A 26,572-nucleotide genomic window follows, 5' to 3' on the forward strand; every position below is an offset into this window, starting at 1 on the left:
GGCCTGCCGACCCTGCGCGGGGTCAGGCCGCAGGTCATCGCCAAGATCAGCCTCGAGGACCTCGCCACCGGCAGCGGGACCGCGGAGATGGGATTCGGGGCGGTGGTCTCCGCCGCCCGCGCGCGGTGGCTGGTCTGCGACGGTGCGGTCTCCCGCGTGGTCTTCGGCCCCGATGGTGTCCCGCTCGACCTCGGCCGCGAGCACCGCCTCGCCACCCGCCACCTCCGCCGAGCAGCCGAACTCCGCGACGGCGGCTGCGTGTTCGCCGGCTGCTCCGCCCCGACGCACTGGTGTGACGTGCACCACCTCGTGCACTGGATCGACGGCGGCGAGACCAGCCTCGACAACTCGGCGCTGCTGTGCGAACGCCACCACACCAGGGTCCACCACGGCTTCCGCGTCGAGCGACGACCCGACGGCCGATGGCGCACCTGGCGACCCGACGGATCGGAGATCAGCACACCCGCGGCGCTGGTCCCTGCCGCATGAGCGGCGACCACGGCACGTCAGTCGAGCGTGCGGGTGCGCTGCTCGACGCCGATCTCGCCGTAGGGGTAGTCCGCCCAGCCGGGGTCGCTGACCGCGTCGAGCCGCGCGGTCTCCTCGGCATCGAGCACCAGCCCGGCGGCGCCGAGGTTGCCCCGCAGCTGCTCCGTCGTGCGCGCCCCGAGGATCACCGAGCTGACCGCCGGCCGGGCGAGCAGCCAGGCCAGCGCGACCTGCGGCATCGGGACGCCGCGCGCCTCCGCCACGTCCTGCACCGCGGCGAGCACGTCCCAGGTCCGCTCGCGGGCGGCGACCCGGTCGTAGGCCTCCATCCCGCGGCCGGGGTCCTCGCCCAGCCGGGTGGCGCCGGCCGGACGCTGCTCGCGGGTGTACTTGCCCGACAGCCAGCCGCCGCCCAGCGGTCCCCAGGGCAGCAGCCCCAGCCCGTTGGCGAGGCAGGCGGGCACGATCTCGGCCTCCACGTCACGCACGAGCAGGCTGTAGGAGGGCTGCAGTGTCACCGGGACGGTGAGGTGCCGGTGCTCGGCGAGGTCGACGGCGCGCTGCAGCTGCCAGGCGGTGAAGTTGGACAGCCCCGCGTAGCCGACCTTCCCGGCCGAGACGGCGTCGTCGAGGAAGCGCAGCGTCTCCTCCAGCGGCGTGAGCGGGTCCCAGGCGTGCAGCTGGTAGAGGTCGACGTGGCCGACGCCGAGGCGGCGCAGCGAGTCGTCGAGGGCGCGGCGCAGGTGGCGGCGCGAGGTGCCCACGGCGTTGGGCTCCTCCCCCATCGGGAACCGGCCCTTGGTGGCGAGGACGACGCGGTCGCGGACGTCGGCCGGGCGCGCGGCCAGCCAGCGGCCGACGATCTCCTCGGCGGCACCGGCCGAGTAGACGTCGGCGGTGTCCACCAGCGTGCCGCCGGCCTCGACGAAGACGTCGAGCTGCTCGTGCGCCCCTGCTTCGTCGGTCTCCGCGCCGAAGGTCATCGTGCCCAGCGCCAGCGCCGACACGGCACAGCCGCTGCGGCCGAGGGTGCGCAGCTCCATCGCTCCGTCCATGGCCCCAGCAAGCCACACGGGCGGGCACGGCGCGCGGCGACCGGGGATGCCGGTCCGGGGACTCCCCCACCTGGACCAGCGGGTTCGGGGGCGTCACCTGATGGTCGGGGCGCGGCGGCGTCGAGAGGCTGGAGGGGCCGGGCGGGACCGAGGTCACCTCCCGCCCGGCCCCTCCAGCCGTGGCCCGAGACGAGGCGCCGTGTCCGCTCCCCCCGCCGTCCGCACCGCTCCGACCACGGGCCGCCGCGGCCGGGCCTGGCTGGGCCGCCTCGCGCTGCGGCGGATCCGGCGCCGCGGCCTGGACCCCTCGCGGCTGAGGTTCCTCCCGCCGGCCGCGCGCTTCCCGCTGCAGCGCGTCGGCGTCGACCCGGTCCCCCGGCTCGCCGAGCTGCGGGTCCGCGGGCCCGTGCACCGCCTCGACCTGCCCTTCGACCTCGCGGTCTACCTCGTCACCGGCGCCGCCGAGGCCCGCGCGGTGCTCGCCGACTCCGCGGGGTTCAGCACCGACGTCCGGCACCTGTTCAGCGGCACCGGCCCGGCCACGGCCGACGACGTCGGCGGGCTCGGCCCCACCGACCCGCCGCAGCACACCCGGCTGCGCAGTCTGGTGGCGCCCGACTTCACCCGGGCCCGGATGCAGCTGCTGGAGCCGGCCGTCGAGGAGACGGTGGCCCGGGCGCTGGACGACCTGGCGGCGGCGGGGTCCCCGGCCGACCTCGTCCGGCACGTCGCGACGCCGGTCCCGATGCGCACGATCTGCGGCCTGCTCGGACTGGACGGCGCCGACGAGCAGCTGGTGAGCCGGCTGGGAGCCCGGCGGTTCGACGCCACGGGCGGCACGGCCGGCACCTTCGGCGCGGTCTCCGCACAGCGCCGGCTGCTCTCCGACGCGGTGGCCGCCCAGCGCCGGGCGCCCGGCGACGGGCTCATCGGCCGGGTCCTCCGGTCGGAGGGCGACGGCGTCTCCGACGCCGAGCTCACCGGACTGGCCGACGGCATCGTCACCGGCGGCTTCGAGACGACGGCCTCGATGATCGCGCTGGGGACGCTCGTGCTACTGGGCGACCCCGGGGCCGCCGCCCTGGTGCGCGACGGGTCGCGCCGCGACGTCGAGCGGGTCGTCGACGAGCTGCTGCGGCTGCTGTCGGTCGTCCAGGTGGCGTTCCCCCGCTTCGCCCGGGAGGACCGGGAGCTGTTCGGCACCCGGCTGCGGGCCGGCGACGTCGTCCTCGTCTCGCTGAGCGGCGCCGACCGCGACCCGGCGTGGGCCGGTGCGCACCCCGACCGGCTCGACCCCGACCGCTCTCCCCGCGGCGGGCACCTGGCGTTCGGGCACGGCATCCACCGCTGCGTCGGCGCCGAGCTCGCCCGCCTGGAGCTGCGGATCGTGCTGCCCGCGCTGCTGCGGCGCTTCCCCGACCTCGCGCTGGCCGTCCCGCCCGACCGGCTCCCGTTCCGGCGGCTGGCCTTCGTCTACGGCGTCGACGCGCTGCCCGTCAGCTTCTGACGGCGGCCGCGGTCAGCCGGTGGGCTCGGCACGCAGCAGCGCGCTGCCCGGGACGACGAGGCGCCGCACGTGGGGGTCGACGTCGTCCGGACCCGGCGCCGGCTGGCCGAAGTCGAGGGCGCCGATGGCGTAGAAGTCCGTCGTCGCGGTGACGCACTGCCAGCGCCAGGCGAGCTCGACGTCGTCCAGGTGCGGCAGCAGTGGGGCGAGCGCCGTGCAGTACCGGCCGGCCATCGCGCGCACCGCCGCCGCGCCGTTGGCCTCCCACCGCGACGGCGGCTGGTCGAAGATCCGCGTGAACACCCGCGCGGCGTAGCGGCCGCGGCCGGCGCAGCGCAGCGCCACGATCGGCCGCACCCACCCGTCGACGAGCGCCTCGACGCCGGCGTCCTCGCCGAGACCCTGCAGGGCCCGCGCCCGGTCGGCGACGACGCCGTCGACCACCCGGCGCTCCACCGCGGCGACGAGGCCGTCCTTGTCGCCGAAGTAGTAGCCGACCGCCGCGGCGTTGCCGACACCGGCGCGGCGCAGCACGTCGCGCACCGAGGTGCCCGCGGGACCGGACACCGCGAGCAGTTCCTCGGCGGCGTCGAGCAGCCGCACCGGGGTTGCGCTCTCCGACACGGGGCCTCCATGCTGGGCGCTGCCTAATACGGGCGTATCAGGCGATCGTCTGGAGTCCAGCATGCCCGAAGCCCGCAGAGTCCGGGGCGGTCTCGGTGCCCTGCTCGCCGTCATGTGCGCCGCCCTGGCCCTGGTCATCGGGGCCGGCTCCTCCCTCGCGCTGGCCGCACCGGAGCTGGCCCGCGCCACCGGTGCCACGCAGACCGAGCTGACCTGGGCGATCAACGTCTACGCGCTCACCTTCGCCGCGCTGCTGCTGCCGCTGGGCATCGCCGCGGACCGTTTCGGCCGGCGCGGCGCGCTGCTCCTGGGCCTGGCCGTCTTCGCCGCCTGCAGCGCGGCCTCGGGGCTGGTCGACGACCCGGTCGCACTCGTCGTGCTGCGCGGCGCGGCCGGGATCGGCGCCGCGGCGGTCATGCCGGCGACGCTGTCGGTGCTCGTCGACGCCTATCCCCCGCAGCGGCGGTCCTCGGCGATCGGCGTGTGGGCCGCCGTCTCCGGAGCCGGGGCGCTGCTGGGGCTGCTGCTGGCCGGCGTGCTGCTCGAGTTCGCCTGGTGGGGCAGCGTCCAGGTGGCCTTCGGCGCGCTGTCGGCCGTCGTCCTGCTGCTGTGCGCCGTCGTCGTCCCGCCCTCGCGCAACCCCGACCTGCCGCTGGACCCCGTCGGCGGGCTGCTGTCCCTCGCCGGGCTCGGCGGCGTCGTCTTCGGCGTGGTCGAGGGGCCCGAGCGCGGCTGGACCGACCCGACGACGCTCACCGCGCTGGCCGCCGGCGGAGCGTGCCTCGTGGCGTTCGTCGTCCACGAGCTGCGCTCCCGGCACCCCATGCTCGACGTGCGCCTGTTCCGCGACCGGGGGCTGTCGGCGGGCAGCGCCGCCGTGTTCCTGCAGTTCTTCGCCGCCTTCGGCCTGTTCTTCCTCGCGCCGCAGTGGCTGCAGTACGTGCACGACCTCTCGCCGCTGCAGGCCGCACTGTGGCTGGCGCCCATGGCCCTCGGCATCGGCCCGACGGCGCAGCTCGCGCCGGTGCTGCTGCGCCGGCTCGGCGCGCGCACCGTGGCCGCGTGGGGGCTGGGGCAGATGGGCGCCGGGCTCGTCCTGCTGGCCCGCCAGTCCGACGGCGACTCCCCGCTGTGGCACTTCGCGGTGGCGCTGTTCGTGTTCGGCATCGGCTTCGGGCTGGCCCTGACCCCGGGCACGGCGCTGATCATCGACGGGCTGCCCGCCGACCGGCGGACCCTCGCGGCGGCCGTCAACGACGTCACCCGCGAGGTGGGCGGCGCGCTCGGCGGCGCGGTGGCCGCCACCGTCCTGCTCGCCGTCTACCGGGACGACCTCGTCCCCGTGGTCGCCGACCTGCCGGCCGTCGCCCGCGAGGCGGCCGGCTCGGGGCTGGCCCAGGCCGTCGGGGTGGCCGAGCGCTCGGGCCCGGCGGGTGCTGCCGTGGCCGACGGCGCACGGGACGCCTTCGGCGCCGGCTACGCCGTGGCGCTGCTCGTGGGCGCCGCGGTGCTGCTGGCCGGCGCGGTGCTGTGCGGGTTCGTCGCCCCCCGCCGCGGCGCCGCGCGGCACCGCGGGGACGGCCGCGCGCCCCGGCCCGTCCTCACGGTGGCACCGCGGCGCCGTCCCGTGGTGAGCCTGGCGCAGGAGTCGGTGGCGGTGCCGGTGCGCCACCTGCCCCGCGGCCTCGATGCGGTGCTCGCGGCGGGGGTGGTCCTCGGGGTGTTCGGCGGGGTGGTGCTGCTGACGCACTCGTTCTCGCAGGCCTCCAGTGGCGGCGTCGTCCCCGCAGCCCGCACCGAGCTCTCCCGAACCCCCTCGTCCGAGCGGATGGCGCGGCCCACCACGGCGGCGGTCGTCCCACCGTCGACGGCGACGACGCCGCCCGTGGCCGAGCAGCCGCCACCCCCGGCTCCCGCGCCGGCACAGCAGCCCGCCGCGACGACGGCGGCCCCGGTTCCCGCGCCGGCCCCCGCGACCACCGCCGCGCCGCCGGCGACGACCGCCACGACGGCCACCACGACGGCCACCACGACGGCCACCACGACAACGACGGCGCCGCAGACCACCACGCCCCCGGCTGAGACCACCACGCCCCCGGCGGAGACCACCACGCCCCCGGCGGAGACGACCACGCCACCCGCGGAAACCACGACCCCACCCGTGGAGACCACGACGCCACCCGCCGAGACCACGACCCCACCCGTGGAGACCACCACGCCCCCGGCGGAGACCACCACGCCCCCGGCGGAGACGACGACCCCACCCGCCGAGACCACGACCCCACCCGCGGAGACCACCACGCCGCCGGTCGAGACCAGCGAGCCCCCCGCCGGGACCACCGCCCCGCCGGCGGAGACCAGTGAGCCGCCCGCCCCCGAGACCCCTGCGCCCGAGACGCCCGCACCCGAGACGCCCTGAGCGGTCCCGGCGACCCGGCAGCTTCCTTGCGCACGCGGACCGGGATGACGCTGTCGCCGTCGCCGGCAGCGGCCGATCGTGGCGCCATGGACCTCCTCGTCGCCGCCGCGCTCGTCCTCGCCGCCCTCGTCGTCGCCGGCTCGCAGCCCACGGCGGTCCGGCTCTGGCGGGCGAACGTGCACCTGTGGGACGCGTTCCTCACCCGGGACCCGTGGGACCCCGCCGTCGTGCCGGACCGCCCGCGCTGAGGCCCGGGAGGCGGTCAGTCGCGGCCGGTCAGGTCGGCCAGCTCGACGACGGCGTCCACCAGGGCCGGACCGTCGAGGAGGACGGCGTCGTTGTGGTCGGCGCCCGGGACCTCGACCCGGCGGTGCAGCCGCGCGGCGGCGTCGGCCACGCGGCGGCTCTGCTCCGGCGGCACGATCGTGTCGGCGCCGCCGTACACGACCGTCGTCGGCACCCGCACCGCGGCCACCTGCTCGGCGACCGGGTACCGGTCGCGCAGCAGCAGCCGCACCGGCAGGAACGGGTAGTGGTGGCTGCCGACGGCGGCCAGGTCGGCGAACGGGGACCGCAGGACCAGCCCCGCGGGCGGGTGCTCCAGCGCCAGCCCGGTGACGACCGCGCAGCCGAGGCTCTCGCCGTAGTAGAGGAGCCGGTCGGCGGGGACGCCGGCCTCCTCGAGCAGCCAGTTGCGCGCCGCGCGGACGTCGAGGGCGAGCCCCTCCTCGCTCGGGCTGCCGGGGTTGCCGCCGTAGCCGCGGTAGTCGAACAGCAGCACCGCCAGCCCGGCCGACGACAGCGCCCGCGCCAGCGGTGCGCGCAGGCCACGGTGTCCGCCGTTGCCGTTGGCCACCAGGACGGCGGGCGCGCCGGCGTCGGGGCCGGGCACGAACCAGGCACCGAGTTGCAGGCCGTCGGCGGTGGTGAGCCGGACGTCGCGGCCGCCGGGCACCGCGTCGGCCGCGGCCGGGACGGGGCCGTCGTCGGGGAGGTAGACCAGGCGCCGCTGCACCGCCCAGAGCAGACCCACGAGCAGAGCCAACAGGAGGGCGACGACCAGCGCCGCCCGGAGTGCCGAGCGCACCGCGCCAGGATGCGCCCGGCGCGGACGGAGAGCCTGGTCGCGGGCCCCGTCCGTTCGTAGAGTCCCCCCGGTGCAGGAACCGACCGGCCTGGGTGCCGCCGAGCAGGAGCGCTGCGGAACGGCGACGGCGGGCCCGCCCCCGCCGGACCTGGCCGGCTACCGCCGCGCGGTCGACGACGTCGTGGGCCACCTCCGCGACGGGGCCGCGCGCCCGGGACCCGTCCTCGACCGGGCGGCCGGCGTTCCCGAGCTGCGGGCGGTCCTCGACGGCGTGCCCGGCGGCGCCGACGTCGCGCTCGAGCGGATCGCCCGCCAGCTGGCCGGTTTCCTGCCCAGCCCGCGGTCGAACGCCGCCACCCCGGCCACCCTGCTCCGGATCGCGCTGCTGCAGCAGATCGACGTCGCGTGGTGGGGGTCGGTGATGCCCTTCGCCGACGACGACGCCGTCCGGCGGTCCCCGCAGCTGACGGCGCTGGCACCGCTGCGGCGGCAGCGGCGGCTCGCCTTCCGCTACCGGATCGGCACCACCGCCCTCCCCCGCCGCGCCCGCGACTACGCCGTGCGCCGGTGGGCGCCCGACCACGAGCCGCGGTCCTCGGGGCTGAGCTACCCGCTCGCCCGGCCGGCGATGGTCGCGCTGCTCAACGAGGTCGCCGGCCGGTTCGCGGCGGCCGCCCTGCCGTGGCGCGGGACGATGTGGGTGAACTGCATCGTGCGCAGCACCGCCGTCCAGCAGCGGCTGCAGCAGCTGGGGTACTCGGCGCTGCTCCCGAGCGCGCACTGCACCGGGCACGCCGCCGACGTCGAGATGGCCTGGCTGCGCCGGCACGGCGTGGCCCCTGCGCTGGAGGACGTGCTGACCGCCTACCGCGACGAGGGTGTGCTCAACGTGATCGACGAGGGCCAGGCCTGGCACGTCTGCCTCGCACCGGCGCACGCCGCCCGGTACGCGGCCGCGGCCCCCGCGGGGACCGCCTGATGTGCGGGATCGCGCTGGTGCTCGGGCCGGGAGCCGGCGCGCAGCAGGCCCTGTTCGACACCATGCTCGACGCGATCTCGCCCCGCGGGGAGGTCGACGAGGTCCTCCGCGCCGACGACGCCCTGCTCGGCACCGCCCGGCTGCGCATCGTCGACCGCGAGCACGCCGTGCAGCCGTGGACCTCCGCGGACGGCCGGTGGGCGCTGTGCTTCAACGGCGAGGTCTTCAACCACGGGGAGCTGCGCGACCGGCTGCACGCCGAGGGCCGGGCCACCCGCTCGGAGAGCGACACCGAGGTGGTCCTCGAGACCGTCGTCGCCTGGGGCGAGGACGCGCTGCTGGCGATGCGCGGGGAGTTCGCCCTCGCCCTGGTCGAGCGGGACACCCGCCGGGTGTTCCTGGCCCGCGACCCGGTGGGGGTCAAGCCGCTGTACTGGGCGCTCGCCGGCGGGCGGCTGCACGTCGCGTCGGAGGTGAAGGCCCTCGTCCCGCTCGGCGTCGCCGTCTCCGAGGTACCGCCGGGCCACTGCGGCTGGGCCGACCCGGGTACCCCGCCGGTCCTGCACCCCTACCTCGACCTGTACCGGCTGGGCGAGGGCCGGCCGGAGCTCGCCGACGTCGAGGAGGCCGCGGAGGCCGTGCGGACGACGCTCACCGACGCGGTGCGCATCCGGGTCGACACCGACCTGCGCGTCGGGGTCGTGCTCTCCGGCGGCCTCGACAGCTCGCTGACGCTGCTGCTGGTGCAGCGGCTGCACCCCGACTGCGTGGCCTTCACCGTCGGCGCCGAGGGCAGCGAGGACCTCGCCTACGCCCGCCGGCTGACCGCCGACCTGGGCGTGGAGCACGTCGTCGTCCCCGTCCGGCCCCGCGAGCTGGGGCTGCGCGACGTGCGGGAGGCGATCCGGGTCTCCGAGCTCACCGAGTACGGCGACATCATCAACGCGGTGGTCTCCCAGCGGCTGTTCGCCGCCGTCCACGCAGCGGGCGTGAAGGTGGTGCTCACCGGCGACGGGTCCGACGAGCTGTTCGGCGGCTACGCGATGTACCGCCGGGTGCCCGGGCAGGACGCGCGCCGGCTGTTCCTGCACAAGATCGGCCACCTGAGCCGCACGGAGCTGCAGCGGGTCGACCGCACCTCCATGGGCAACGGCGTCGAGGCGCGGGTGCCCTTCCTCGACGTCGAGATGCTCGACCTGGCGATGCGGATCCCGCAGGAGCTCAAGCACCGCGACGGCTACGAGAAGTGGATCGTGCGGCACGCGTTCGCCGACCTGTTGCCCGAGTACGTCCGGGCCCGGCACAAGAACCCGATGTCGCACTCCAGCGGCCTGCACGAGCGGATCCGGCTGTTCCGGCCGCTGTTCCCGCGCCTCTACGCCGGCTTCGGGTACGGGTGCGCCGCGCCGCTGCAGCGCGACTTCTCCGAGGTGCTCCGCGAGCACGGCTACGACCTCGACGCGGCCGCCGCCAGCCCTCCGCGGGACCTGACCGTGGCCGAGCACGCCCGCGACCTGGCGGGGGCGCTGCGCTGGAACCTCGCCGCGCTGCTCCGCCGCCAGGTGCCACAGTGACGCCCATGTACCTGGTGCTCGAGTACGCCCTGGCCGACGACTACCTGGAACGCCGCGCGGCGCTGAGGGAGGAGCACCTGGCGCTCGCCCGGGAGGCGCACGAGCGCGGCGAGCTCGTCCTCGCCGGCGCGCTGCCCGACCCCTTCGACCGCGCCCTGCTGGTGTGGGACGCCGAGCCCGAGGTGGTGGAGCGGTTCGCCGCGTCCGACCCCTACGTCGTGCGGGGGCTGGTCACGTCGTGGACGGTGCGGCCGTGGAACGTCGTCGTCGGGGGTCGGGCGTCGTGAGCGACGGCTTCCCCACCGTCGCCGAGCTCGCCGCCGAGGAGGACGAGCTGCGGTTCGCCTCCTTCACCAACGACGACGCCTGGGACCTCGGCTCCGCGCTCGTGGCCACCGCCCGCCGCGCCGACGCGCCGGTGGCCGTGGAGATCCGCCGCAACGGGCACCGGCTGTTCTCCGCCGCGCTGACCGGCGCCACCCCCGACAACGCCTCGTGGATCGACCGCAAGGCCCGCGTGGTGCACCGCTTCGGGCACAGCTCGCTGTACGTGCGGCAGACGTGGGTGGAGCGCGGCACGACGTTCGAGGAGTCCTCGGGGCTCGACCCGCAGCGGTACGCCGCGCACGGCGGCGCCGTCCCGGTGCTGGTCCGCGACGTCGGCCCGGTCGGCGTCGTCGTCGTGTCGGGGCTGCCGCAGCTGGAGGACCACCGGATGGTCGTCGCGGCGCTGCGCGCCCACCTCGGGCGCTGAGCGCCGGGAGGCCGGGACCTCGGTCCGTTCCGGCGGTCCTCCGCCGGACCTACCGTCGCCGTACGCCGGCTCCGGACGGTCAGGGCGACAGCCGGACGGCGGCGACCTCGACCCCGCACCCTCCCGAGGTGATCGTCATGCGGACCCCCCGGAAGTCCACCGTCCTCACGCTGTCGGGCGCGGCCACCCTCGTGGCCGGGATCGCCCTCCTGCCCGCCGTCGCCACGGCGGACCCGTACGAGGACGCCCACACAGGCGGCGGCGTCCTCGAGGGGCCGTTCGTCACCGACCGGCTCGAGGAGGCCTTCCTCGACCACGACGGGGACGGGCTGCCCTCGCTCGGTGACGAGCTGGTCTACACCAACAGCGCCACCGGGCCCGGCGGGGAGACGGTCGACACCGGGTCCTGCGTCTTCCACCTGGTGGACCTCGCCGCCGACAGCGCCGTGCTGGACTGCATCACCACGAGCGCCGGGCCGAGGGGCGCGATCACCGCCCAGGGGGTGGCCCGGACCGGCATCGCCTCCCCGGTCCTGCACGAGCCGGCGACCTGGGCGGTCACCGGCGGCACCGGCGACTTCGCGTCCGCCTCGGGCGAGGTCCACATCGAGCGCTTCGAGGGCACCGGACTCGACTTCCGCAGCTACGGCTGGGTGCGGATCGTGCTCGACGGCTGAGGGCCCGCGGACCGGCGGCCGTTCCGGAACGGCCGCCGCCCCACGGCTAGCGTGGGGCCCGTGGAGACCCCGCTGCGCACCTGGGCCGGCAACCTGACCTACCACGCGGCGCGCGTGCACCGGCCGCGGACGGTGGCCGAGGTGCAGGACGTCGTCGCGCGCAGCGAGCGGGTCAAGGCCCTCGGCTCGCGGCACTGCTTCAACGACATCGCCGACACGACCGCCGACCACGTGCTCCTCGACGACCTCGACACCGGCGTCGAGGTGGCCGACGCCGCCGACGACGGCACCGGCGTGCTGTGGGTGCCGGCCGGGATGCGCTACGGCGAGCTGGTCCGCGAGCTGGCCGCCTCCCGCCGGGCGCTGCACAACCTGGCGTCGCTGCCGCACATCACCGTCGCCGGCGCCACCGCCACCGGCACGCACGGCTCGGGCAACCGCAACGGCTCGCTGAGCACGTCGGTGGCCGGGCTGGAGCTGGTGCGCTCCGACGGCGAGCTCGTCGTCCTCGGGACCGGCGACGCCGACCTGCCCGGCGCGGTGGTGCACCTCGGCGCGCTCGGCGTCGTCACCCGGGTGGCGCTGCGGTTCCAGCCGACGTTCGACGTCCGCAACACCGTCTACGTCGGCATGACCTGGGACCGGCTGTTCGCCGACCTCGACGCCGTCGCGGACTCCGCGTACAGCGTCAGCGTCTTCACCGACTGGCGCGCGGTGACCTCGGTGTGGGTCAAGTCGCGGCCGGAGGACCCCGCGGTGCCGGAGGACTTCTTCGGCGCCCGCGCGGCCACCGGGCCGACGCACATGCTCCCGGACACCCCGGTGGAGAACCTCACCGAGCAGCTCGGCGTCCCCGGCGAGTGGCACGAGCGGCTGCCGCACTTCCGCGCGGACTTCACGCCGAGCAAGGGCGAGGAGCTGCAGAGCGAGTGGTTCGTGCCGCGCCGGCACGGCCGCGCCGCCTGCGAGGCGCTGCGCGGGCTGGCCGACCGGGTGGCGCCGCTGCTGCAGGTCAGCGAGCTGCGCACCGTGGCCGCCGACGAGCTGTGGCTGAGCCCGGCCTCCGGCGGCGACGTCATGGCGCTGCACTTCACCTGGGTGCCCGACCAGGCGGCCGTGACCGCGGTGCTCCCGGAGATCGAGGCGGCGCTGCGGCCCTTCGGCGCCCGGCCGCACTGGGGCAAACTGTTCACCACCGACGCCGCCGAGCTGGCCGCGCTGTACCCGCGGATGGCCGAATTCCGGGAGCTGGTGCGCCGGTTCGACCCGCGCGGCGCGTTCCGCAACGACTACCTGGACCGCACGGTCGCGGCCTTCGGCTGAGCGCGCTCAGCCCAGGGCGCGCAGCCGGGCGTCGAGGAAGGCCCGCTCGGCGGCGTTCTCCGTGAGCAGCAGCGCCTCGCCGTAGGCCTCGCGGGCCTCGCCGACCCGGCCCAGCCGCCGCAGCAGGTCGGCGCGGGCCGCCGGGAGGTAGCCGTAGCCGGCCAGCTGCGGCTCGCCGGCGAGCTCGTCGAGGGCGGCCAGCCCGGCCGCGGCCCCGCGGGCGAACCCGACGGCGACCGCGCGGTTGAGCGCCACCACCGGGGAGGGCCACACCTGGGTGAGGACGCCGTAGAGCGCGACGATCTCCGCCCAGTCGGTGTCGTCCCACGACGGCGACTCGGCGTGCACCGCGGCGATCGCGGCCTGCAGCGCGTACCGCGACGGCGGCCGGCCCCGCAGCGCCTCGCGGACCAGCGCCACGCCCTCGGCGATGGCCGGGCGGTCCCACCGCGCGCGGTCCTGCTCCTCGAGCAGCAGCAGCCGGCCGTCGGGGCCGGTGCGGGTCTCCCGGCGGGCGTCGGTGAGCAGCAGCAGGGCCAGCAGCCCGGCCACCGCGGGGTCGTGCGGCAGCAGCCGGCGCAGCATCCGGGCGAGCTCCACCGAGCGCTCCACCAGGTCGCGGCGGACCAGCTCCTCACCGGCCGGCGCGGTGTGCCCGGTGGTGAAGAGCAGGTGCACGACCGCCAGGACGGCGTCCACGCGCTCGGGCAGCTCCGCGGGCGGCGGCACGCGGTACGGGATCCGGGCGACGGCGATCTTCTTCTTGGCGCGGGTGATCCGCGCGGCCATCGTCGCCGTCGGCACGAGGAAGGCGCGGGCCACCTCGGGGGTGGTCAGGCCGCACACCAGGCGCAGGGTGAGCGCCACCTGAGCGGGCCGGTCCAGCGCCGGGTGGCAGCAGGTGGCCACCAGCCGCAGCCGGTCGTCGGGGTAGCCGTGCGCGTCGTCGACCAGCGACGGCGCCACACCGCCGTCGACACGGTCCTCGACGAGCAGCGGCAGGTGGCGGCGCTCGACGCCGGCGTGGCGCAGCACGTTGAGCGCCCGCCGCCGCGCGGCCGTGGTCAGCCAAGCGCCGGGCCGGGCGGGGACGCCGCCGGTGGCCCAGTCGGTGAGGGCCGCGGCGAAGGCCTCCTGCACGCACTCCTCGGCGACGTCGAGGTCGCGGGTGACGCGCACCGTCGCAGCGAGCACGAAGGCCCACTCGCGACGGTGCGCGTCGGCGACCGCGGCGGCGACGCCGGCGGTCGGGGTCGCCACCGGTCAGTCGAAGGTCATCACCGGGCGGACCTCGACGCCGCCGAATCGCGCCGGCACGGTCCGCGCGGCGGCCAGCGCGGTGTCGAGGTCGGGGGCGTCGAGGAGGTAGTAGCCGCCGAGGGCCTCCTTGGTCTCGACGAACGGGCCGTCGGTGACCTCGCCGCCGCGCACGGTGGTCGCGGTCGGCGTCGGCTCGAGCGCCTCGCCGCCGAGCAGCTTGGCGCCGGTCTTCTCCACCGAGGCCATCCAGTCGGTGTGCTCCTGCGAGATCTGGCCGAACACCTCCGGCGTCGCGCTCGCGTACCGGGCCTCGTCCTCGTAGATCAGGACCAGGTACTTCGTCATGGTGACCTCCCGCGTTCCCGGGGGCCCGCGGATCGGACCCTCCACCCCTACGACACGCAGCACCGCACCAGATCGACAGGTCGGGCGGAAGAGATCTCCCGCCGGCGCCGTGCGCAACACGGCGCGCGGGAGCAGTGGGCACGAAACGCCAACAGGACGGCGTCGTTTCGGCCACTCATTGCCGGTGCGCTCAGCGGTGCGCACTCCGTAACGTCACATACAGCAGTCAGGGCGTACCCGTCCGTCACGGACGGGAGCGCCACCACCCCCTTCTCGAGGAGCTTCCCGTGCTGTCCTCCCACCTCAGCCTGATCACCGAGTCCTCCGCGCTGCCCGTCGTGCCCGAGCCCGACGCCGTCGCCGGCTCGCCGTGGAGCGTCCTCACCGGCGGCGACGCCGCCTGGCGGCTGGACGCCCTGTGCGCCGAGACCGACCCCGAGGCGTTCTTCCCGGAGAAGGGCGGCTCGACCCGCGAGGCCAAGCGCGTCTGCTCCGGCTGCGAGGTCCGCAGCGAGTGTCTCGAGTACGCGCTGGCCAACGACGAGCGCTTCGGCATCTGGGGCGGCCTGTCCGAGCGCGAGCGTCGCCGGGTGCGCCTGGCCCGCCGCATGCCGCTGAGCGCCTGACCAGGGGCGCCTGACCAGCGGCGCCTGAGCCCGGCGGCTACGGTCGCTGCGCCGGACCGTCGTCTGCGAGGAGGCCTGCCGATGGCCGAGGTCGTGCTGTTCCACCACGCGCTCGGGCTGACCCCCGGCGTCACGGCCTTCGCCGACGACCTGCGCGCGGCCGGCCACACGGTGCACACCCCCGACCTGTTCGCGGGCGCCACCTTCGGCTCCGTCGAGGACGGCGTGGGCCACGCCCGCGCCATCGGCTTCGAGGAGGTCGTGGACCGCGGCGCGGCGTCCGTCGCGCACCTCCCGGAGGCCCTCGTCTACGCCGGCATGTCGCTCGGCGTGCTACCGGCCCAGTACCTGGCCCAGACCCGCGCCGGCGCCCGCGGAGCGGTGCTCCTCTACTCCTGCATCCCGGCCGACGAATTCGGCCCCTGGCCGGCCGGCGTCCCGGTGCAGGTGCACGGCATGGACGCCGACCCGCTCTTCGTCGACGACGGCGACCTGGACGCCGCCCGCGCGCTGACCACGCAGACCGACGCCGCGGAGCTCTTCCTCTACCCCGGCGACCAGCACTACTTCGCCGACCGCACGCTCCCCTCGTACGACCCCGCCGCCGCCGCGCTGCTCACCCGCCGCGTCCTCGACCTGCTCGCCGGCCGGTGACCTCCCCCGACGTCACGGCCGCCCGGGTGCAGGCCGTCCTCGACATCCCGCTGCACCGCCACCTCGGCATGCGGCTGCGCGACCCCGCCGACCCGCCGGCCGGCATCTGGTTCCCCGTCGACGAGGCGGCACAGAACCAGGCCGCGCTGCTGCACGGCGGCGTCGTCTACACCTTCCTCGACGTCGCGGCGTTCCTCGCGCTGCTGCCCTCCCTCGCCAACGGCGAGCACGCGGTCACCCACGACCTCACCGCGTCGCTGCTGCGCCCGGTGCCGGCCGGCGCGCGGGTCGAGCTCACCGGCTCGGTGCTGCGCCGCGGCCGGGCGGTGGCGTTCCTGCGGTCCGAGGCGACGGTGGACGGCGTCCTCGTCGCCTCGGCGCAGGTCACGAAGTCGATCGTCCCCGTCTGACCGGTCGCGGCCTGATCACCACAGCGACATCGAGCGGGTGAAGATCCCCGCGACATCGTCCTCGGTGACCTCCCGCGGGCAGGTGGCCAGCAGGCGCTGCTGCTTCATCGTGCCCTCGACCAGGTCGCCGACGTCGCCCTCCTCGAAGCCGACGGCGGCGATCCCGTTCGGGATGTCGATGTCGCGCATCAGGTCGGTGAGCACGGTGGGCAGGAACTCCGCGGCGTCGTCGGGCTCGCCGGCGTTGGGCGCGAGCAGCCTGGCCGCGCGGACGTGCCGCTCCGGTGAGGCCTCGAAGGTGAACCGGAAGGCCTCCGGCGCGGTCAGCGCCACCGACATCCCGTGCGGCACCATCGGCTCGTCGGCCGGGTAGTCCTTGGGGTGGAAGTCCTTCACCTGCCCGGCGATCGGGTAGGCGTTGGCGTGCGGGATGTGCACGCCGGCGTTGCCGAAGCCCATCCCGGCGAAGGTGGCGGCCATCGCCATGTCGGCCCGCGCCTGGGTGTCGTCGCCGTGCCGCACCGCCCGGCGGAACGACCCGGCCAGCAGCGACAGCGCCTTCTCCGACCACATGTCCGAGATCGGGTTGGACCCGCAGTAGGGCACCCGCTGCTCCGGGTCCTTGCGGTCGTAGGTCGTGTACCAGCGCGCGGTGTAGCTCTCCAGCGCGTGGCAGAGGATGTCCATCCCCGAGGCCGCGGTGACGCCGGGCGGCTGGGTGAGCGTGAGGTCGGGGTCGATGACGGCGAGGGTGGGCCGCAGCCGCGCGTGGCTGATCCCGGTCTTCACCCGCTGCGCGATCACGTCCATCACGCAGATCGTGGTGCTCTCCGACCCGGTGCCCGTGGTCGTCGGGACGGCGACCAGCGGCTTCAACGGCTCCGACGGCGCCTGCCCCTTGCCGACCGGCACGTTGACGTAGTCCATGAGCTCGCCGGGGTTGGTGGTGAGCAGGTTGATCGCCTTCGCGGTGTCGATGCTCGACCCGCCGCCGACGGCGACGAAGGCGTCCCACGGCCCCGAGGAGCGGGCGTCCTCGATGGCCTGCGTCAGGCTGACGTCGGTCGGCTCGACGTGCACGCCGTCGTAGACCCGCGCCTCGATGCCGAAGCGGCCCATCTGCTCGGCCACCCGCTGCGGCAGGCCGGTGGCCGACACGCCCGGGTCGGTGACCACCAGCACCCGGCGCACGCCGTACCGGCTGAGGTCGTAGCCGATCTCGTCGGAGGCCCCGCTGCCGAACTTCAGCTGCGGCGCCCCGTAGGTGAACACGGACTCGGGGCTGGTCATGGCGGTCTCCTCGGGCAGCGGACGGATCCAGTTGCAGTGATCGTTGCACCCTCCTTGTGGCGGCGACCACAGCGAGGCAGGGTCGGGTGCACCCGCCAACCTTCCCCCTGGAGAGCTGCCGTGACCGCTGAGCCCGAGACCACCGTCCCCTCCCTCGACGACCTGCTCGCCGACTCCCCGTCCAACTGGGGCAAGTGGGGCGACGACGACGAGGTGGGCAGCCTGAACTACCTCGGCCCCGAGCAGGTGCTCGCCGCCGTCGGCCTGGTCCGCCAGGGCAAGGTCTTCACCCTGCAGCGGCTGATCGGCGACCCGAAGGGCGACCCGGTGTGGCCCGGGCGCACGCCGGCCGAGCGCACCCAGATCCTCGACGAGTCCACCTGGGACTCCCCCGACGCGCCGCAGTACCCCGGCGGCCTGCACTACGCCGACGACAAGATCAACGCCTTCCTGCAGGGCTCCACGCAGTACGACGGCCTGGGCCACGTCTGGTATGGCGGCAAGATCTGGAACGGTTACGACGCGCGGACCACCGTCGGCGGGCTGGACAAGGCGAGCGTCGAGCCGATCGCCCAGCGCGGCGTCGTCGGCCGGTACGTGCTCCTGGACATGGCCCGCTTCCGCGGCAAGCCGACCCTCGACAAGGGCGAGACCTTCACCCACGAGGACCTGCTCGCCTGCGCCGCGCAGCAGGGCGTGGAGATCCGCAAGCGCGACATCCTCGTCATCCGGACCAACTTCCTGCAGTTGTTCTTCGAGCAGGGCGAGGCCTTCTACGAGGGCTTCAACGAGCCGGGTCTGGTCTACAGCCCCGGGCTGGTGCGGTGGTTCCAGGAGATGGAGATCCCCAACCTGGTCACCGACACCATCGCCAACGAGGTCACCACCGACCCGAACAACGGCGTCGCGCTGGTCCTGCACAACGCGCTCATGCGCAACCTCGGGGTCACCCTCACCGAGATCGCCGACCTCGAGGCGCTGGCCGCCGACTCCGCCGAGGACGGCCAGTACGAGGGCCTCTACGTCGCCGCGCCGCTGAAGGTCGCCAAGGGCAGCGGCTCCCCGGTCAACCCCGTCGTCCTGAAGTAGGCCACCGTGAGCGTCTACGACGACCGGCCCTGGCTGGCGCTCTACGGCGACCAGCCGGCCGACTACGACATCGAGTTCGACGACGCCCTGTCGATGTTCCGGGCCGGGGTGGAACGGGACCCCGACGGCGACGCGCTGCGCTACTTCGACGGCACCCTCGTCCGCCGCGACCTCGACGAGATGACCGACGCGCTGGCGGCCGGCCTGCTCGGACAGGGTTTCCGGCCGGGCGACCGGCTGGCGGTCTACCTGCAGAACGTGCCGCAGTTCGTCATGGCCATGGTCGCCACCTGGAAGGCCGGCGGCGTCATGGTGTCGATCAACCCGATGAGCCGGACGCGGGAGCTGTCCTACCTGCTCAAGGACTCCGGGGCGACGGTGCTGCTCTCCCTCGACACGCTCTACGACGAGGTGGCCCGCGACGTCGTCCCCGACACCGACGTCCGCCTGGTGCTCACCACCAGCGGGCTGGACCTGCAGACCCGCGACGACGAGCGGCTGTTCGCCGGGGTGACCCGGCAGCGGCACGAGGGCACCACCGACCTGCTGGAGTTCATCGGCGCCCACCGCGGGCAGACGCCGCCCCCGGTGACCCTCGGCCCGGACGACGTGGCGTTCCTGACCTACACGTCGGGGACGACGGGCGTGCCCAAGGGCGCGATGAACACCCACCGCAACGTCGTCTTCACCGCGCAGGTCTACCGGGACTGGGTGCACGCCGGGCGCGACGGCGCGATCTTCGGCATCGCCCCGCTGTTCCACATCACCGGCCTGATCGGCCACGTGGCGGTGAGCATGCTGGTCCCGGCGCCGTTGGTGCTGGCCTACCGGTTCGAGCCGCAGGTGGTGCTCGACGCCTTCCTCGAGCACCGGCCGGCATTCACCATCGGCGCGATCACCGCGTTCAGCGCGCTGCTCAACGCGCCGGGGTTCAGGAAGGAGCACTTCGACTCGTTCACGTCGATCTACTCCGGCGGCGCGGCCATCTCCCCGTCGGCCGAGCGCGGGTTCCTGGAGGCCACCGGCAAGCAGGTGCACAACGCCTACGGCCTCACCGAGACGACGTCGCCGATGACGGTGACGCCGTTCGGGTCGCCGTCGCCGGTGGACCCGACCTCGGGTGCGCTGTCGGTGGGCGTGCCCGCGCCCAGCACGATCGTCCGCATCCAGGACGACGACGGGCAGGACCTGCCGCTGGGCGAGGTCGGCGAGATCGTGGCCGACGGCCCGCAGGTGGTGGCCGGCTACTGGGGCAAGCCCGAGGAGACGGCGGCCGGCCTGCCCGGCGGGGCGCTCAAGAGCGGCGACGTCGGGTTCATGGACCCGCAGGGCTGGGTGTTCATCGTCGACCGCAAGAAGGACATGATCAACGCGTCGGGATACAAGGTGTGGCCGCGCGAGGTCGAGGACGTCCTGGCCGAGCACCCCGCCGTCCGCGAGTCGGCCGTCGTCGGCGTCCCCGACGAGAAGCGCGGGGAGACGGTGAAGGCTTTCGTCAGCCTCAAGCCCGGGTCGAGCGTGACCCCGGACGAGCTGATCGCTCACTGCAAGCAGCGGATGGCCGCCTACAAGTACCCGCGCAGCGTCGAGTTGGTCGACGAGCTGCCCAAGACGGTCACCGGCAAGATCCTGCGCCGCGAGCTGCGGGGCAGCTGAGCGGGCCGGGTCCCCGCCGTCCGCGGCGGGGACCCGGTCAGCCGACCGGCGCGCCCGGCCGGCGTGCGGACGCGGTCCGGGCCGCGCGGGCGCCGAACGCGCCGGTGCCGACGACCGCCAGCAGCAGGGCGACGTACGCCCAGAGCCAGGGGTCGCCCGGGTCCATCTCGGGCCGGTACCAGAACACCACCACCAGCTCGAGCACCCCGAAGACGGTGTACGTGGCCCCCGCGACGAACATCCGGCCGAGATCCCGCTCCCGGACGACCAGGGCGGCGGCGAACCCGAGGGCGAGCAGCCACGCACCGATCACCTGGGAGCTCAACGGGGTGATCTCCCAGGGCCAGAACAACGCGACGGTCTCCACGTGGTGGTGCACGGTGAGCCCGGCGGCGAAGAGGGCCGCGCCCGCCGCCAGCATCAGCGTGCCCTCGACGACCAGCAGCACGGTCAGCCAGCCCGGCACCGGCCGCAGCACCGCCGGGCGCCCGCGCCGGCGCATCTCCTGCGCGAGGACCACCGTGACGCACGCCGCCGGGATCACGAGGTAGACGGCGAGCCAGATCCAGGCCGCCGCCCGGGCGACCTGCCCGCCGTCCAGCAGGTGCAGCCGGTGCGTGTGGATCAGCGTCGCGACGCAGGTGAGGACGGTGAAGACGGTGACGGTGAGCACCGGGACGCGGATCGCGCTCCAGCGGTCCTGCCGGAGCGACAGCGCCGAGAGCACCGCGCCCGCGGTGTAGGCGGCCCCGAGGAACGCGGCGGTCGCCTCGGTGTGGATCGACCAGGCCCAGAAGCGGTCGGCGACGTCGGCGAGCACGAACAGCTGGTTGACCGCGAGCAGCGTGAGCACGAGGAAGGCCACCAGCAGCCACCTCGTGCCGCGGCGGATCTCCTCGCCGGCGTCCCCGACCTCCGCTCCCACTGATCCCATCGCCTGCCGCCCGTCGGACCCCCCGGCCCAGGCTGGCCCGTCGTCTCGGCCGGGACCAGGGTCCTGGGACCCCGCGGCCCGGTCAGCCGCCTCCGTACTCCGTCCAGACGTCCCACCCGAGCCGCACGACCAGCGCGCTCACCACGACGAGGAACACCGCGCGGACGAAGCCGGTGCCGCGGCGGGTCGCCGTCCGGGAACCGAGGTACCCGCCGAGCGTGTTGGCCGCGGCGAGCAGCAGGCCCAGCCCCCACACCACCGCCCCGTGCGGCACGAAGAACGCCAGCGCCCCGAGGTTGGTGGCGACGTTGACGATCTTGGCCTTGGCGCTGGCGTGCAGGAAGTCGTAGCCCAGCAGCGACACCAGGGCGAAGACGAGGAACGAGCCGGTGCCCGGCCCGAGCACGCCGTCGTAGAACCCGATCGCCCCGCCGATCGCCAGGGCGGTGCCGGCGTGCCGGCGGCCGGTGTGCCGCAGCGCCGTCACCTCGCCCAGCGAGGGCCGCAACGCGGTGAACAGCGCGATGCCGACCAGCGCGACGACGATCACGGGTTCGATCACCGCCGCCGGCAGCAGCGCCGCGACCGAGGCACCGACGGAGGAGGCCACCAGGGCGACGGCGGCCATCGGCAGCGCGGTGCGCAGGTCGGGGTGCACGCGCCGCTGGTAGGTGACCGCGCTCGTCGTCGTCCCGAAGACCGACGCGAGCTTGTTGGTGGCCAGCGCCTGCACCGGGGCGAGCCCGGGCACCAGCAGCAGGGCGGGCAGCTGGACGAGCCCGCCGCCGCCGACGACGGCGTCGACCCAGCCGGCCGCGAGGGCGGCGACCAGCACGAAGGCGAGGACCGACGGCGCCAGGCCGTCCGGGAGCAGCACGGGGACCCAGCCTCCCTCACCGGCGGGAAGACGGAACGACCGGGTCCGTTGCGGGCGGCCGCCGGCGGGGGTGGGATGGTGCATGGCCCGCGCCCGGCAGGAGGAGCCGGCCACCGGGGCGCGCTCTCCGCACCACCTGTCGGCCCGGGACTGGCGCCACGTGCTGCGCCGCGTCGCCGCGCACGTCTTCGGCGAGCGGCTGATGGTCCAGGCCTCGGCCGTGGCCTTCTTCGCGATCCTGTCCGTCGCGCCGGTGCTGGTCACCGCGGTGTCGGTCTACGGCGTGGTCAACACCCCGGAGGAGGCGCTCGAGGAGCTGTCGGGGCTGGTGCGGATGCTGCCCCCCGACCTGCGGTCCCTGGTGCAGGAGCAGCTGACGACGATCGCCTCCGCCTCGACCAACGTGCTCACGCTGCGGGGGCTGGGCGGCCTCGCCGCGGCGCTGTGGACGGCGACGACCGCCATGACCTACCTGGTCGACGGCCTGACCCTCGCCTACCGCGAGACCGAGACGCGCGGCTTCCTGCGCCGCAGCGGCCAGGCCCTGGTCCTCGTGCTCGGCGGCGCGGTCCTGCTGGCCGGCGCCCTCGTGGTCGGCGGCCTCACCTCGTCGGCCCTCGACGGCGCGCCGGGCCCGGTGCGCACCCTCGTCCCGGCACTGTCCTGGGTCGCCGCCGCGGTGGTGATGTCGGCGGTGCTCGCCGTCCTCTACCGGTTCGGCCCCGACCGCCGGCAGGCCCGCTGGCGCTGGCTCACACCCGGCTCGTCGGCCGCGACGCTGCTGTGGCTGGCGGCGACCATCGGCTTCTTCGCCTACGTCCGGAGCCTGGGCGACTACGCGGCCACGTACGGGTCGCTGGCCGGCGTCGCCATCAGCATGGTGTGGCTCTGGACGACGGTGTTCCTCGTCATCGTCGGCGCCGCGGTGAACGCCGAGGCCGAGAAGCAGACCGTCCGCGACTCCACCGTGGGACCCGAGCAGCCCCTCGGCGAGCGCGGGGCCGTGGTCGCCGACAGCGCGCCGCCCTACCCGGGCGAGCGCTGAGGCTCAGTTGTAGTTGACGTGCACGTGGTCGTAGTGGTTGGCCGTCGTGCCGCCGCGGTCCTCCATCGTCGACCAGGAGCCGTTCGGCGAGGACAGCATCCGCTGCTGCCAGATGAGGTAGTCGACGCCGAGCTCGTCCCAGTGCGCCCGGTGGTAGGCCACGATCGCGTCGCCGAGGGCGGCGTCGGTCATGACCATGTAGTCCAGGGCCAGGCCCGAGGGGTGACCGCCGGGGTCGGCGGCGCTGGCGCGGGTGCCGCCGAGGGTGATCCCGTCGGCGCCGGGCACGTTGCTGACGACGGTGTTCGCGGCGGCCTGCACCTGCGGCTTCACGCTACCGGCGGTGTTGGTGATGCGGGCGACGACCGAGGCGGCGGTCGACGAGGCGACGGTGGCCGCGCCCTGCGAGGACTCCGCGGCCTCGGCCTCCTCGGCCTCCGCCGCGTCGGCCTGCGCCTCGGCCTGCTCCGCGGCGGCGGCCTCGGCGGCCTGCGCTGCGGCGGCGGCCTCGGCGGCGGCCTGCGCGGCCGCGGCCTCCTCGGCGGCGCGGGCGGCGGCCTCGGCCTCGGCGCGCTGCCGGTCGACGGTGGCCTGGTCGGCGGCGGCCTGCGACTGCTGCGCCGCGGTCTCGGCGGCCTCGCGGCTGCTGCGGGTGGCCGCGAGGTCCTCGAGCGGCTGCAGGTCGGCCGGGGCGGTCTCGGCCGGGCCGGACTGCGCCGAGAGCCCGAGCGCCTGGGCGACGGCGACCGACTCGGTCGCCGTCCCGGCCTCGGCGGTGGCCGCGGGCTGCGGGCCGACCAGGACGTTGACCAGGACGGCGCCGGCGGCGGCGACGCCCAGGTAGATGCCCGGACGGCGGCCGGCGAGCGGGCCGCGGCGGCGGTTGGAACGGTTCACGGACGCGGCGGAGCGGCCGGAGGTGGTCGTGCGGGGGTGCATGGATCCGTCTCTCCCGTCAGCCGCCTACCGAGTTAGCTGACGGGTTCGGGCGGGAAGCAGCCCTACCTGCACGGACACACGGGTCCGGTGCGGGATTCACCCCAGTACTGCGGTGGGTCCCCGGCTCGCCCTCGGGGCGACTCGGCGGCGACCGTCCGGGTCCCCGGACGGGGACAGGGCCGGACGGCCTCGGCCACGGTAGCCGCCGTTACCCGGCCGTGACAATCGGCGGCCGGGGATCCGTGACGCGACCCACGTCCGGGACGCGGTCGTGGGGGAGGCGGTCAGGAGGAGCCGCGGAGCCGCTCGACGAGCCGTGCCGGCGTCTGCACCCACCACACGGTCACGCGCCAGTGCAGGCGCGCGGCCGCCCGGACGCCGCGCACTCCGAAGGCGGCGAGGTCGGACCACTCGGCCGGCCGCGGGGCGCGCGCGAACACCGGCGGGGCGCCGTCGTCCGGGTCCTCCGGATCCGTCTGCTGGGCCGTCCGCGCCGGCGCCGGCTCCTCCCGCGGGGGCTGCTCCGGGACGAGCAGGTCGAGGGCCGAGCGCCGCCGCGGTCCGCGCAGCGACGCGAACGACGGGATCGGCGGGGAGGCGGGGCCGTCGTCGGCGGTGTCACCGTCGGTGGTGTCGTCGGGCAGCGGCCACAGGCCCTGGGCCACCGGCTCGGGGACGACGGCGCGGATGGCGGCCACCATCGCCGGCCCCAGGCCCGGGACGGCGGACAGCTCGCGGCGGGTGAGCCCGGCCAGCTCGTCGACAGTGGTGACACCGGCGCGGGCCAGCGCACCCACCGCGCGTGCGGGCAGGCCCAGCTCCTGCACGGTCCCCGTCGGCACGTCCCGCGACCTCGTCGGCATGGCGTCAGAACCTAGCCCCGCGCGCCGCGTCAGCCGGAGGCGCCCGCCGGGCCGGACTCCCCGGCGGGGACGGAGGAGGTGGCGCTGCCGCCGGCGTCCGGGGTCGCGGACGGCGACGCCGACCCGGTACCGGGCGCCGTGCCGGGTGTCGTGCCGGGGTCCGTCGACGGCGTGGCGGGATCCGTCCCGCTGGGAGGCGGCGCGGTGTCCTCGGGGGTGCCCGTGGCGGGCGGCGTGGTCGCGGTGTCCGTCGCGGTGTCCGTCGCGGTCTCCCCCGCGGTGTTCCCTGCCGGGTCGTCCGTCGTCTCCCCCGTCGTGCCGGGCGTGGTGCTCCCGGCCGTCCCGCCGGGGGCCGTCGGCGTGGTCGCGGTGGTGTCCTCGGGCGCTGCGGTGTCCCCGGGCGCCGCGGTGTCCCCGGGCGCTGCGGTGTCCCCGGGCGCCGCCGTGTCCTCGGGCGCTGCGGTGTCCTGGGGCGCGGTGCTGCCGCCGGGCGTCGTCCCCGGGGCCGGACCGGCCGGCGGAGAGGTGCCGTCGTCCGCGGGTGCGCCGCCCTCGGTGCCGTCCGGGGTGGCGGGCACCGGGGCCGCCTCCCCCTCCGCCCCGGTGCCGGCGGCGCCCGGGGCCGACGGCTCCGGCGCGGGCACCGCGGTGTCCGGCGGCACGGCCACGACCACCTGGACCCGGTCGCCCGGCGCGAGCTCGACGTCCACCGGGGACAGCCGCACCACGGTGCCCGGGTCGGCGTCGGCCGTGGCCTCGCTGCGCTGGCCCACCGTGAGCCCGAGCGCCGTCAGGTCCTCGACCACCTCGGTCACGGGGCGGCCGACGTGGTCGGCGGCGGCCAGCACGATCCCGCCGGTGTCGGTCTGCACGGCCTCGGCCGCGGGCGCGTCACCGGACCGGGTGCCCACCAGCACGAAGCCGCCCACGACGAGCAGCAGCGCCAGCAGCGGCAGCAGGACGAGCTGCCGCCGGCGGGTGCGGCGCGGCCCGGGCGGCTCGGGTGCGCGGCGCGCCGTCGGGCCCGCGGGTGCGTCGGCGACGGTGTCGGGACCGGCCCCGCTCGCGGTCGCCGCCGTCGACATCGCCGCCGCGACCTCGACCGGTGCCGTGGGCGGCACCGGCTGCGACTGGTGCTCGAGGGTGTCCTCGACCGCGTTCAGGAAGGCCGCGCCGTCGGGCAGCCGGGCGCCGGGGTCCTTGGTGAGGGCGGCGCCGATGAGCTCGCGGACGTCGGGCGGCAGGTCCTCGGGCAGCGGCTCGGGCTGCTCGCGCACCTGCTTGAGCGCCACGGTCACCGGGTTGGTGCCGGAGAAGGCGGCGTGGCCGGTCAGCGACTCGTAGCCGACCAGCCCGAGGGCGTAGACGTCGCTGGCGGGGCTGACCCGCTCGCCCGCGGCCTGCTCCGGGGACATGTACTGCGCGGTCCCGATGACCTGGCCGGTCTGGGTCAGCGGCACGCACTCGGCCGACCACGCGATGCCGAAGTCGGTGAGCTTCACCCGCCCGTCGGGCCGCACCAGGATGTTCGAGGGCTTGACGTCGCGGTGCACGACACCGGCGCGGTGCGCCTCGGCCAGCCCGGCGGCGGCCTGGCGCAGCACCGACAGCGCCGCCTGCGGGTCCAGCGGGCCCTCGTCGCGGATGCGCGTCGACAGCGGCGCGCCCTCCACCAGCTCCATGACCAGGTAGGCCAGGTGCTCGCCGGTGCCGTCCTCGCAGCCCTCGCCGTAGTCCAGGACGGTGGCGATGTTCGGGTGGCTCAGCGCCGCGGCGTGGCGGGCCTCGTTGCGGAACCGGGCGAGGAACGTCGGGTCGTCGGCGTACTCGCTGCGCAGCACCTTGACCGCCACGGGCCGTTCGAGCAGCACGTCGCGCCCGCGCCACACCTGGCCCATGCCCCCGGTGGCGATGAGCTCCTGCAGCTCGTAGCGGTCCCCGAGGGTCTGCCGCTCGTGCTCGACCGTGGTCACCGCGCGCTCCGTCCCGTCCGACGCCGCGGGTCCTCGACCCGCTCCCTCCGGCCCCCAGCGGGGCTGTCCACGCCGTCCCGCGCCGGACGGCCGACCAGGTCCCGTTTCCCGCCCGGACGCCTC

At 75.8% G+C, this 26,572-nt stretch carries 27 protein-coding genes and 1 riboswitch; of the genes, 16 read left to right on the forward strand and 11 right to left on the reverse strand.

Annotated elements, in window-relative coordinates:
* Window positions 1–489, forward strand: a 489-nt coding sequence (locus FN207_RS21710; protein ID WP_142460542.1) for an HNH endonuclease signature motif containing protein, incomplete at its 5' end; no start/stop codon positions are given.
* A gap of 17 nt (window positions 490–506) precedes the next feature.
* On the opposite strand, the gene FN207_RS21715 is transcribed toward FN207_RS21710, so the two are convergent.
* Window positions 507–1,544 carry an aldo/keto reductase gene (locus FN207_RS21715; protein WP_246066257.1) on the reverse strand — a complete coding sequence of 346 codons (1,038 nt, stop codon included), beginning with the start codon at window positions 1,542–1,544 and terminating at the stop codon, window positions 507–509.
* A 199-nt stretch (window positions 1,545–1,743) separates the two neighbouring features.
* Here FN207_RS21715 and FN207_RS21720 point away from each other — a divergent pair, with 199 nt between their 5' ends.
* The gene (locus tag FN207_RS21720; protein ID WP_246066259.1) at window positions 1,744–3,051 is read left to right on the forward strand and encodes a cytochrome P450; all 1,308 of its coding nucleotides are present in this window, start codon (window positions 1,744–1,746) and stop codon (window positions 3,049–3,051) included.
* A gap of 12 nt (window positions 3,052–3,063) precedes the next feature.
* Here FN207_RS21720 and FN207_RS21725 read toward each other — a convergent pair whose 3' ends face one another.
* Window positions 3,064–3,675, reverse strand: coding sequence for a TetR/AcrR family transcriptional regulator (locus FN207_RS21725; protein WP_185938486.1), 612 nt, complete (start codon window positions 3,673–3,675; stop codon window positions 3,064–3,066).
* Window positions 3,676–3,736: 61 nt separating this feature from the next.
* Between FN207_RS21725 and FN207_RS21730 the strand changes: the two genes are divergently transcribed.
* Both FN207_RS21730 and FN207_RS26500 read left to right on the forward strand, forming a co-directional pair.
* On the forward strand, window positions 3,737–6,094 hold the full coding sequence (locus FN207_RS21730; RefSeq protein ID WP_142460545.1) for an MFS transporter: 2,358 nt from the start codon (window positions 3,737–3,739) through the stop codon (window positions 6,092–6,094).
* Window positions 6,095–6,180: 86 nt separating this feature from the next.
* On the forward strand, window positions 6,181–6,342 hold the full coding sequence (locus FN207_RS26500) for a hypothetical protein (protein WP_185938487.1): 162 nt from the start codon (window positions 6,181–6,183) through the stop codon (window positions 6,340–6,342).
* 14 nt (window positions 6,343–6,356) lie between these two features.
* Here FN207_RS26500 and FN207_RS21735 read toward each other — a convergent pair whose 3' ends face one another.
* Window positions 6,357–7,181 carry an alpha/beta hydrolase gene (locus FN207_RS21735; RefSeq protein ID WP_246066260.1) on the reverse strand — a complete coding sequence of 275 codons (825 nt, stop codon included), beginning with the start codon at window positions 7,179–7,181 and terminating at the stop codon, window positions 6,357–6,359.
* 70 nt (window positions 7,182–7,251) lie between these two features.
* On the opposite strand from FN207_RS21735, the gene FN207_RS21740 reads away from it, so the two are divergent.
* From FN207_RS21740 to FN207_RS21765, 6 genes are all read left to right on the forward strand, one after another.
* Window positions 7,252–8,160 (forward strand): DUF5715 family protein, encoded by a 909-nt coding sequence (locus tag FN207_RS21740; RefSeq protein WP_142460546.1) that lies wholly within the window; start codon window positions 7,252–7,254, stop codon window positions 8,158–8,160.
* Window positions 8,160–9,734 carry an asparagine synthetase B family protein gene (locus FN207_RS21745; RefSeq protein ID WP_142460547.1) on the forward strand — a complete coding sequence of 525 codons (1,575 nt, stop codon included), beginning with the start codon at window positions 8,160–8,162 and terminating at the stop codon, window positions 9,732–9,734. The genes FN207_RS21740 and FN207_RS21745 overlap by 1 nt, the downstream gene beginning before the upstream one ends.
* A gap of 5 nt (window positions 9,735–9,739) precedes the next feature.
* Window positions 9,740–10,021: a YciI-like protein gene (locus FN207_RS21750; RefSeq protein ID WP_142460548.1), complete on the forward strand. Its 282-nt coding sequence runs from the start codon at window positions 9,740–9,742 to the stop codon at window positions 10,019–10,021.
* Window positions 10,018–10,488 carry a heme-degrading domain-containing protein gene (locus tag FN207_RS21755; protein ID WP_110910312.1) on the forward strand — a complete coding sequence of 157 codons (471 nt, stop codon included), beginning with the start codon at window positions 10,018–10,020 and terminating at the stop codon, window positions 10,486–10,488. Before FN207_RS21750 ends, FN207_RS21755 begins: the two co-directional genes overlap by 4 nt.
* Before the next feature lie 137 nt (window positions 10,489–10,625).
* Entirely contained in the window at window positions 10,626–11,165 is a 540-nt protein-coding gene (locus FN207_RS21760; protein ID WP_142460549.1) for a hypothetical protein, read from the forward strand.
* A 60-nt stretch (window positions 11,166–11,225) separates the two neighbouring features.
* Window positions 11,226–12,488: a D-arabinono-1,4-lactone oxidase gene (locus tag FN207_RS21765; RefSeq protein WP_246066261.1), complete on the forward strand. Its 1,263-nt coding sequence runs from the start codon at window positions 11,226–11,228 to the stop codon at window positions 12,486–12,488.
* 6 nt (window positions 12,489–12,494) lie between these two features.
* Here the strand turns inward: FN207_RS21765 and FN207_RS21770 are convergent, their stop codons facing one another.
* Window positions 12,495–13,748 carry an RNA polymerase sigma factor gene (locus FN207_RS21770; RefSeq protein WP_142460550.1) on the reverse strand — a complete coding sequence of 418 codons (1,254 nt, stop codon included), beginning with the start codon at window positions 13,746–13,748 and terminating at the stop codon, window positions 12,495–12,497.
* A 3-nt stretch (window positions 13,749–13,751) separates the two neighbouring features.
* Window positions 13,752–14,093, reverse strand: coding sequence for a YciI family protein (locus FN207_RS21775; protein WP_142460551.1), 342 nt, complete (start codon window positions 14,091–14,093; stop codon window positions 13,752–13,754).
* 287 nt (window positions 14,094–14,380) lie between these two features.
* Here FN207_RS21775 and FN207_RS26750 point away from each other — a divergent pair, with 287 nt between their 5' ends.
* The 3 genes from FN207_RS26750 to FN207_RS21790 all read left to right on the forward strand — a co-directional run bounded on the left by FN207_RS26750 (window position 14,381) and on the right by FN207_RS21790 (window position 15,783).
* Window positions 14,381–14,719 carry a WhiB family transcriptional regulator gene (locus tag FN207_RS26750; RefSeq protein WP_142460552.1) on the forward strand — a complete coding sequence of 113 codons (339 nt, stop codon included), beginning with the start codon at window positions 14,381–14,383 and terminating at the stop codon, window positions 14,717–14,719.
* Window positions 14,720–14,800: 81 nt separating this feature from the next.
* The gene (locus tag FN207_RS21785) at window positions 14,801–15,373 is read left to right on the forward strand and encodes a dienelactone hydrolase family protein (protein WP_142460553.1); all 573 of its coding nucleotides are present in this window, start codon (window positions 14,801–14,803) and stop codon (window positions 15,371–15,373) included.
* Window positions 15,370–15,783, forward strand: a complete 414-nt coding sequence (locus FN207_RS21790) for a PaaI family thioesterase (RefSeq protein WP_142460554.1) — start codon at window positions 15,370–15,372, stop codon at window positions 15,781–15,783. Before FN207_RS21785 ends, FN207_RS21790 begins: the two co-directional genes overlap by 4 nt.
* A gap of 15 nt (window positions 15,784–15,798) precedes the next feature.
* On the opposite strand, the gene FN207_RS21795 is transcribed toward FN207_RS21790, so the two are convergent.
* Entirely contained in the window at window positions 15,799–17,073 is a 1,275-nt protein-coding gene (locus FN207_RS21795) for a hydroxyacid-oxoacid transhydrogenase (protein WP_142460555.1), read from the reverse strand.
* Between the two features lie 120 nt (window positions 17,074–17,193).
* Between FN207_RS21795 and FN207_RS21800 the strand changes: the two genes are divergently transcribed.
* A complete protein-coding gene (locus FN207_RS21800) occupies window positions 17,194–18,162 on the forward strand; it encodes a cyclase family protein (protein ID WP_142460556.1) in 969 nt (322 codons plus the stop codon).
* 6 nt (window positions 18,163–18,168) lie between these two features.
* Entirely contained in the window at window positions 18,169–19,818 is a 1,650-nt protein-coding gene (locus FN207_RS21805; RefSeq protein ID WP_142460557.1) for an AMP-binding protein, read from the forward strand.
* Between the two features lie 37 nt (window positions 19,819–19,855).
* Here the strand turns inward: FN207_RS21805 and FN207_RS21810 are convergent, their stop codons facing one another.
* Window positions 19,856–20,752, reverse strand: a complete 897-nt coding sequence (locus FN207_RS21810; protein WP_142460558.1) for a hypothetical protein — start codon at window positions 20,750–20,752, stop codon at window positions 19,856–19,858.
* 82 nt (window positions 20,753–20,834) lie between these two features.
* Window positions 20,835–21,629, reverse strand: a complete 795-nt coding sequence (locus FN207_RS21815) for a sulfite exporter TauE/SafE family protein (protein WP_246066262.1) — start codon at window positions 21,627–21,629, stop codon at window positions 20,835–20,837.
* An 82-nt stretch (window positions 21,630–21,711) separates the two neighbouring features.
* Between FN207_RS21815 and FN207_RS21820 the strand changes: the two genes are divergently transcribed.
* On the forward strand, window positions 21,712–22,674 hold the full coding sequence (locus FN207_RS21820) for a YihY/virulence factor BrkB family protein (RefSeq protein ID WP_142460560.1): 963 nt from the start codon (window positions 21,712–21,714) through the stop codon (window positions 22,672–22,674).
* Between the two features lie 3 nt (window positions 22,675–22,677).
* On the opposite strand, the gene FN207_RS21825 is transcribed toward FN207_RS21820, so the two are convergent.
* The 3 genes from FN207_RS21825 to FN207_RS27380 form a co-directional block, all read right to left on the reverse strand.
* Complete coding sequence (locus FN207_RS21825) at window positions 22,678–23,571, reverse strand: VldE C-terminal domain-containing protein (protein ID WP_246066263.1); 894 nt, start codon at window positions 23,569–23,571, stop codon at window positions 22,678–22,680.
* 47 nt (window positions 23,572–23,618) lie between these two features.
* Window positions 23,619–23,770, reverse strand: a riboswitch (cyclic di-AMP (ydaO/yuaA leader).
* 127 nt (window positions 23,771–23,897) lie between these two features.
* Complete coding sequence (locus FN207_RS21830; RefSeq protein ID WP_185938488.1) at window positions 23,898–24,455, reverse strand: helix-hairpin-helix domain-containing protein; 558 nt, start codon at window positions 24,453–24,455, stop codon at window positions 23,898–23,900.
* Between the two features lie 50 nt (window positions 24,456–24,505).
* The gene (locus FN207_RS27380) at window positions 24,506–26,449 is read right to left on the reverse strand and encodes a serine/threonine-protein kinase (RefSeq protein WP_281282156.1); all 1,944 of its coding nucleotides are present in this window, start codon (window positions 26,447–26,449) and stop codon (window positions 24,506–24,508) included.
* Between the last annotated feature and the right edge of the window lie 123 nt (window positions 26,450–26,572).

It is taken from the genome of Geodermatophilus aquaeductus (assembly GCF_900182545.1).
Lineage (GTDB): Bacteria > Actinomycetota > Actinomycetes > Mycobacteriales > Geodermatophilaceae > Geodermatophilus > Geodermatophilus aquaeductus.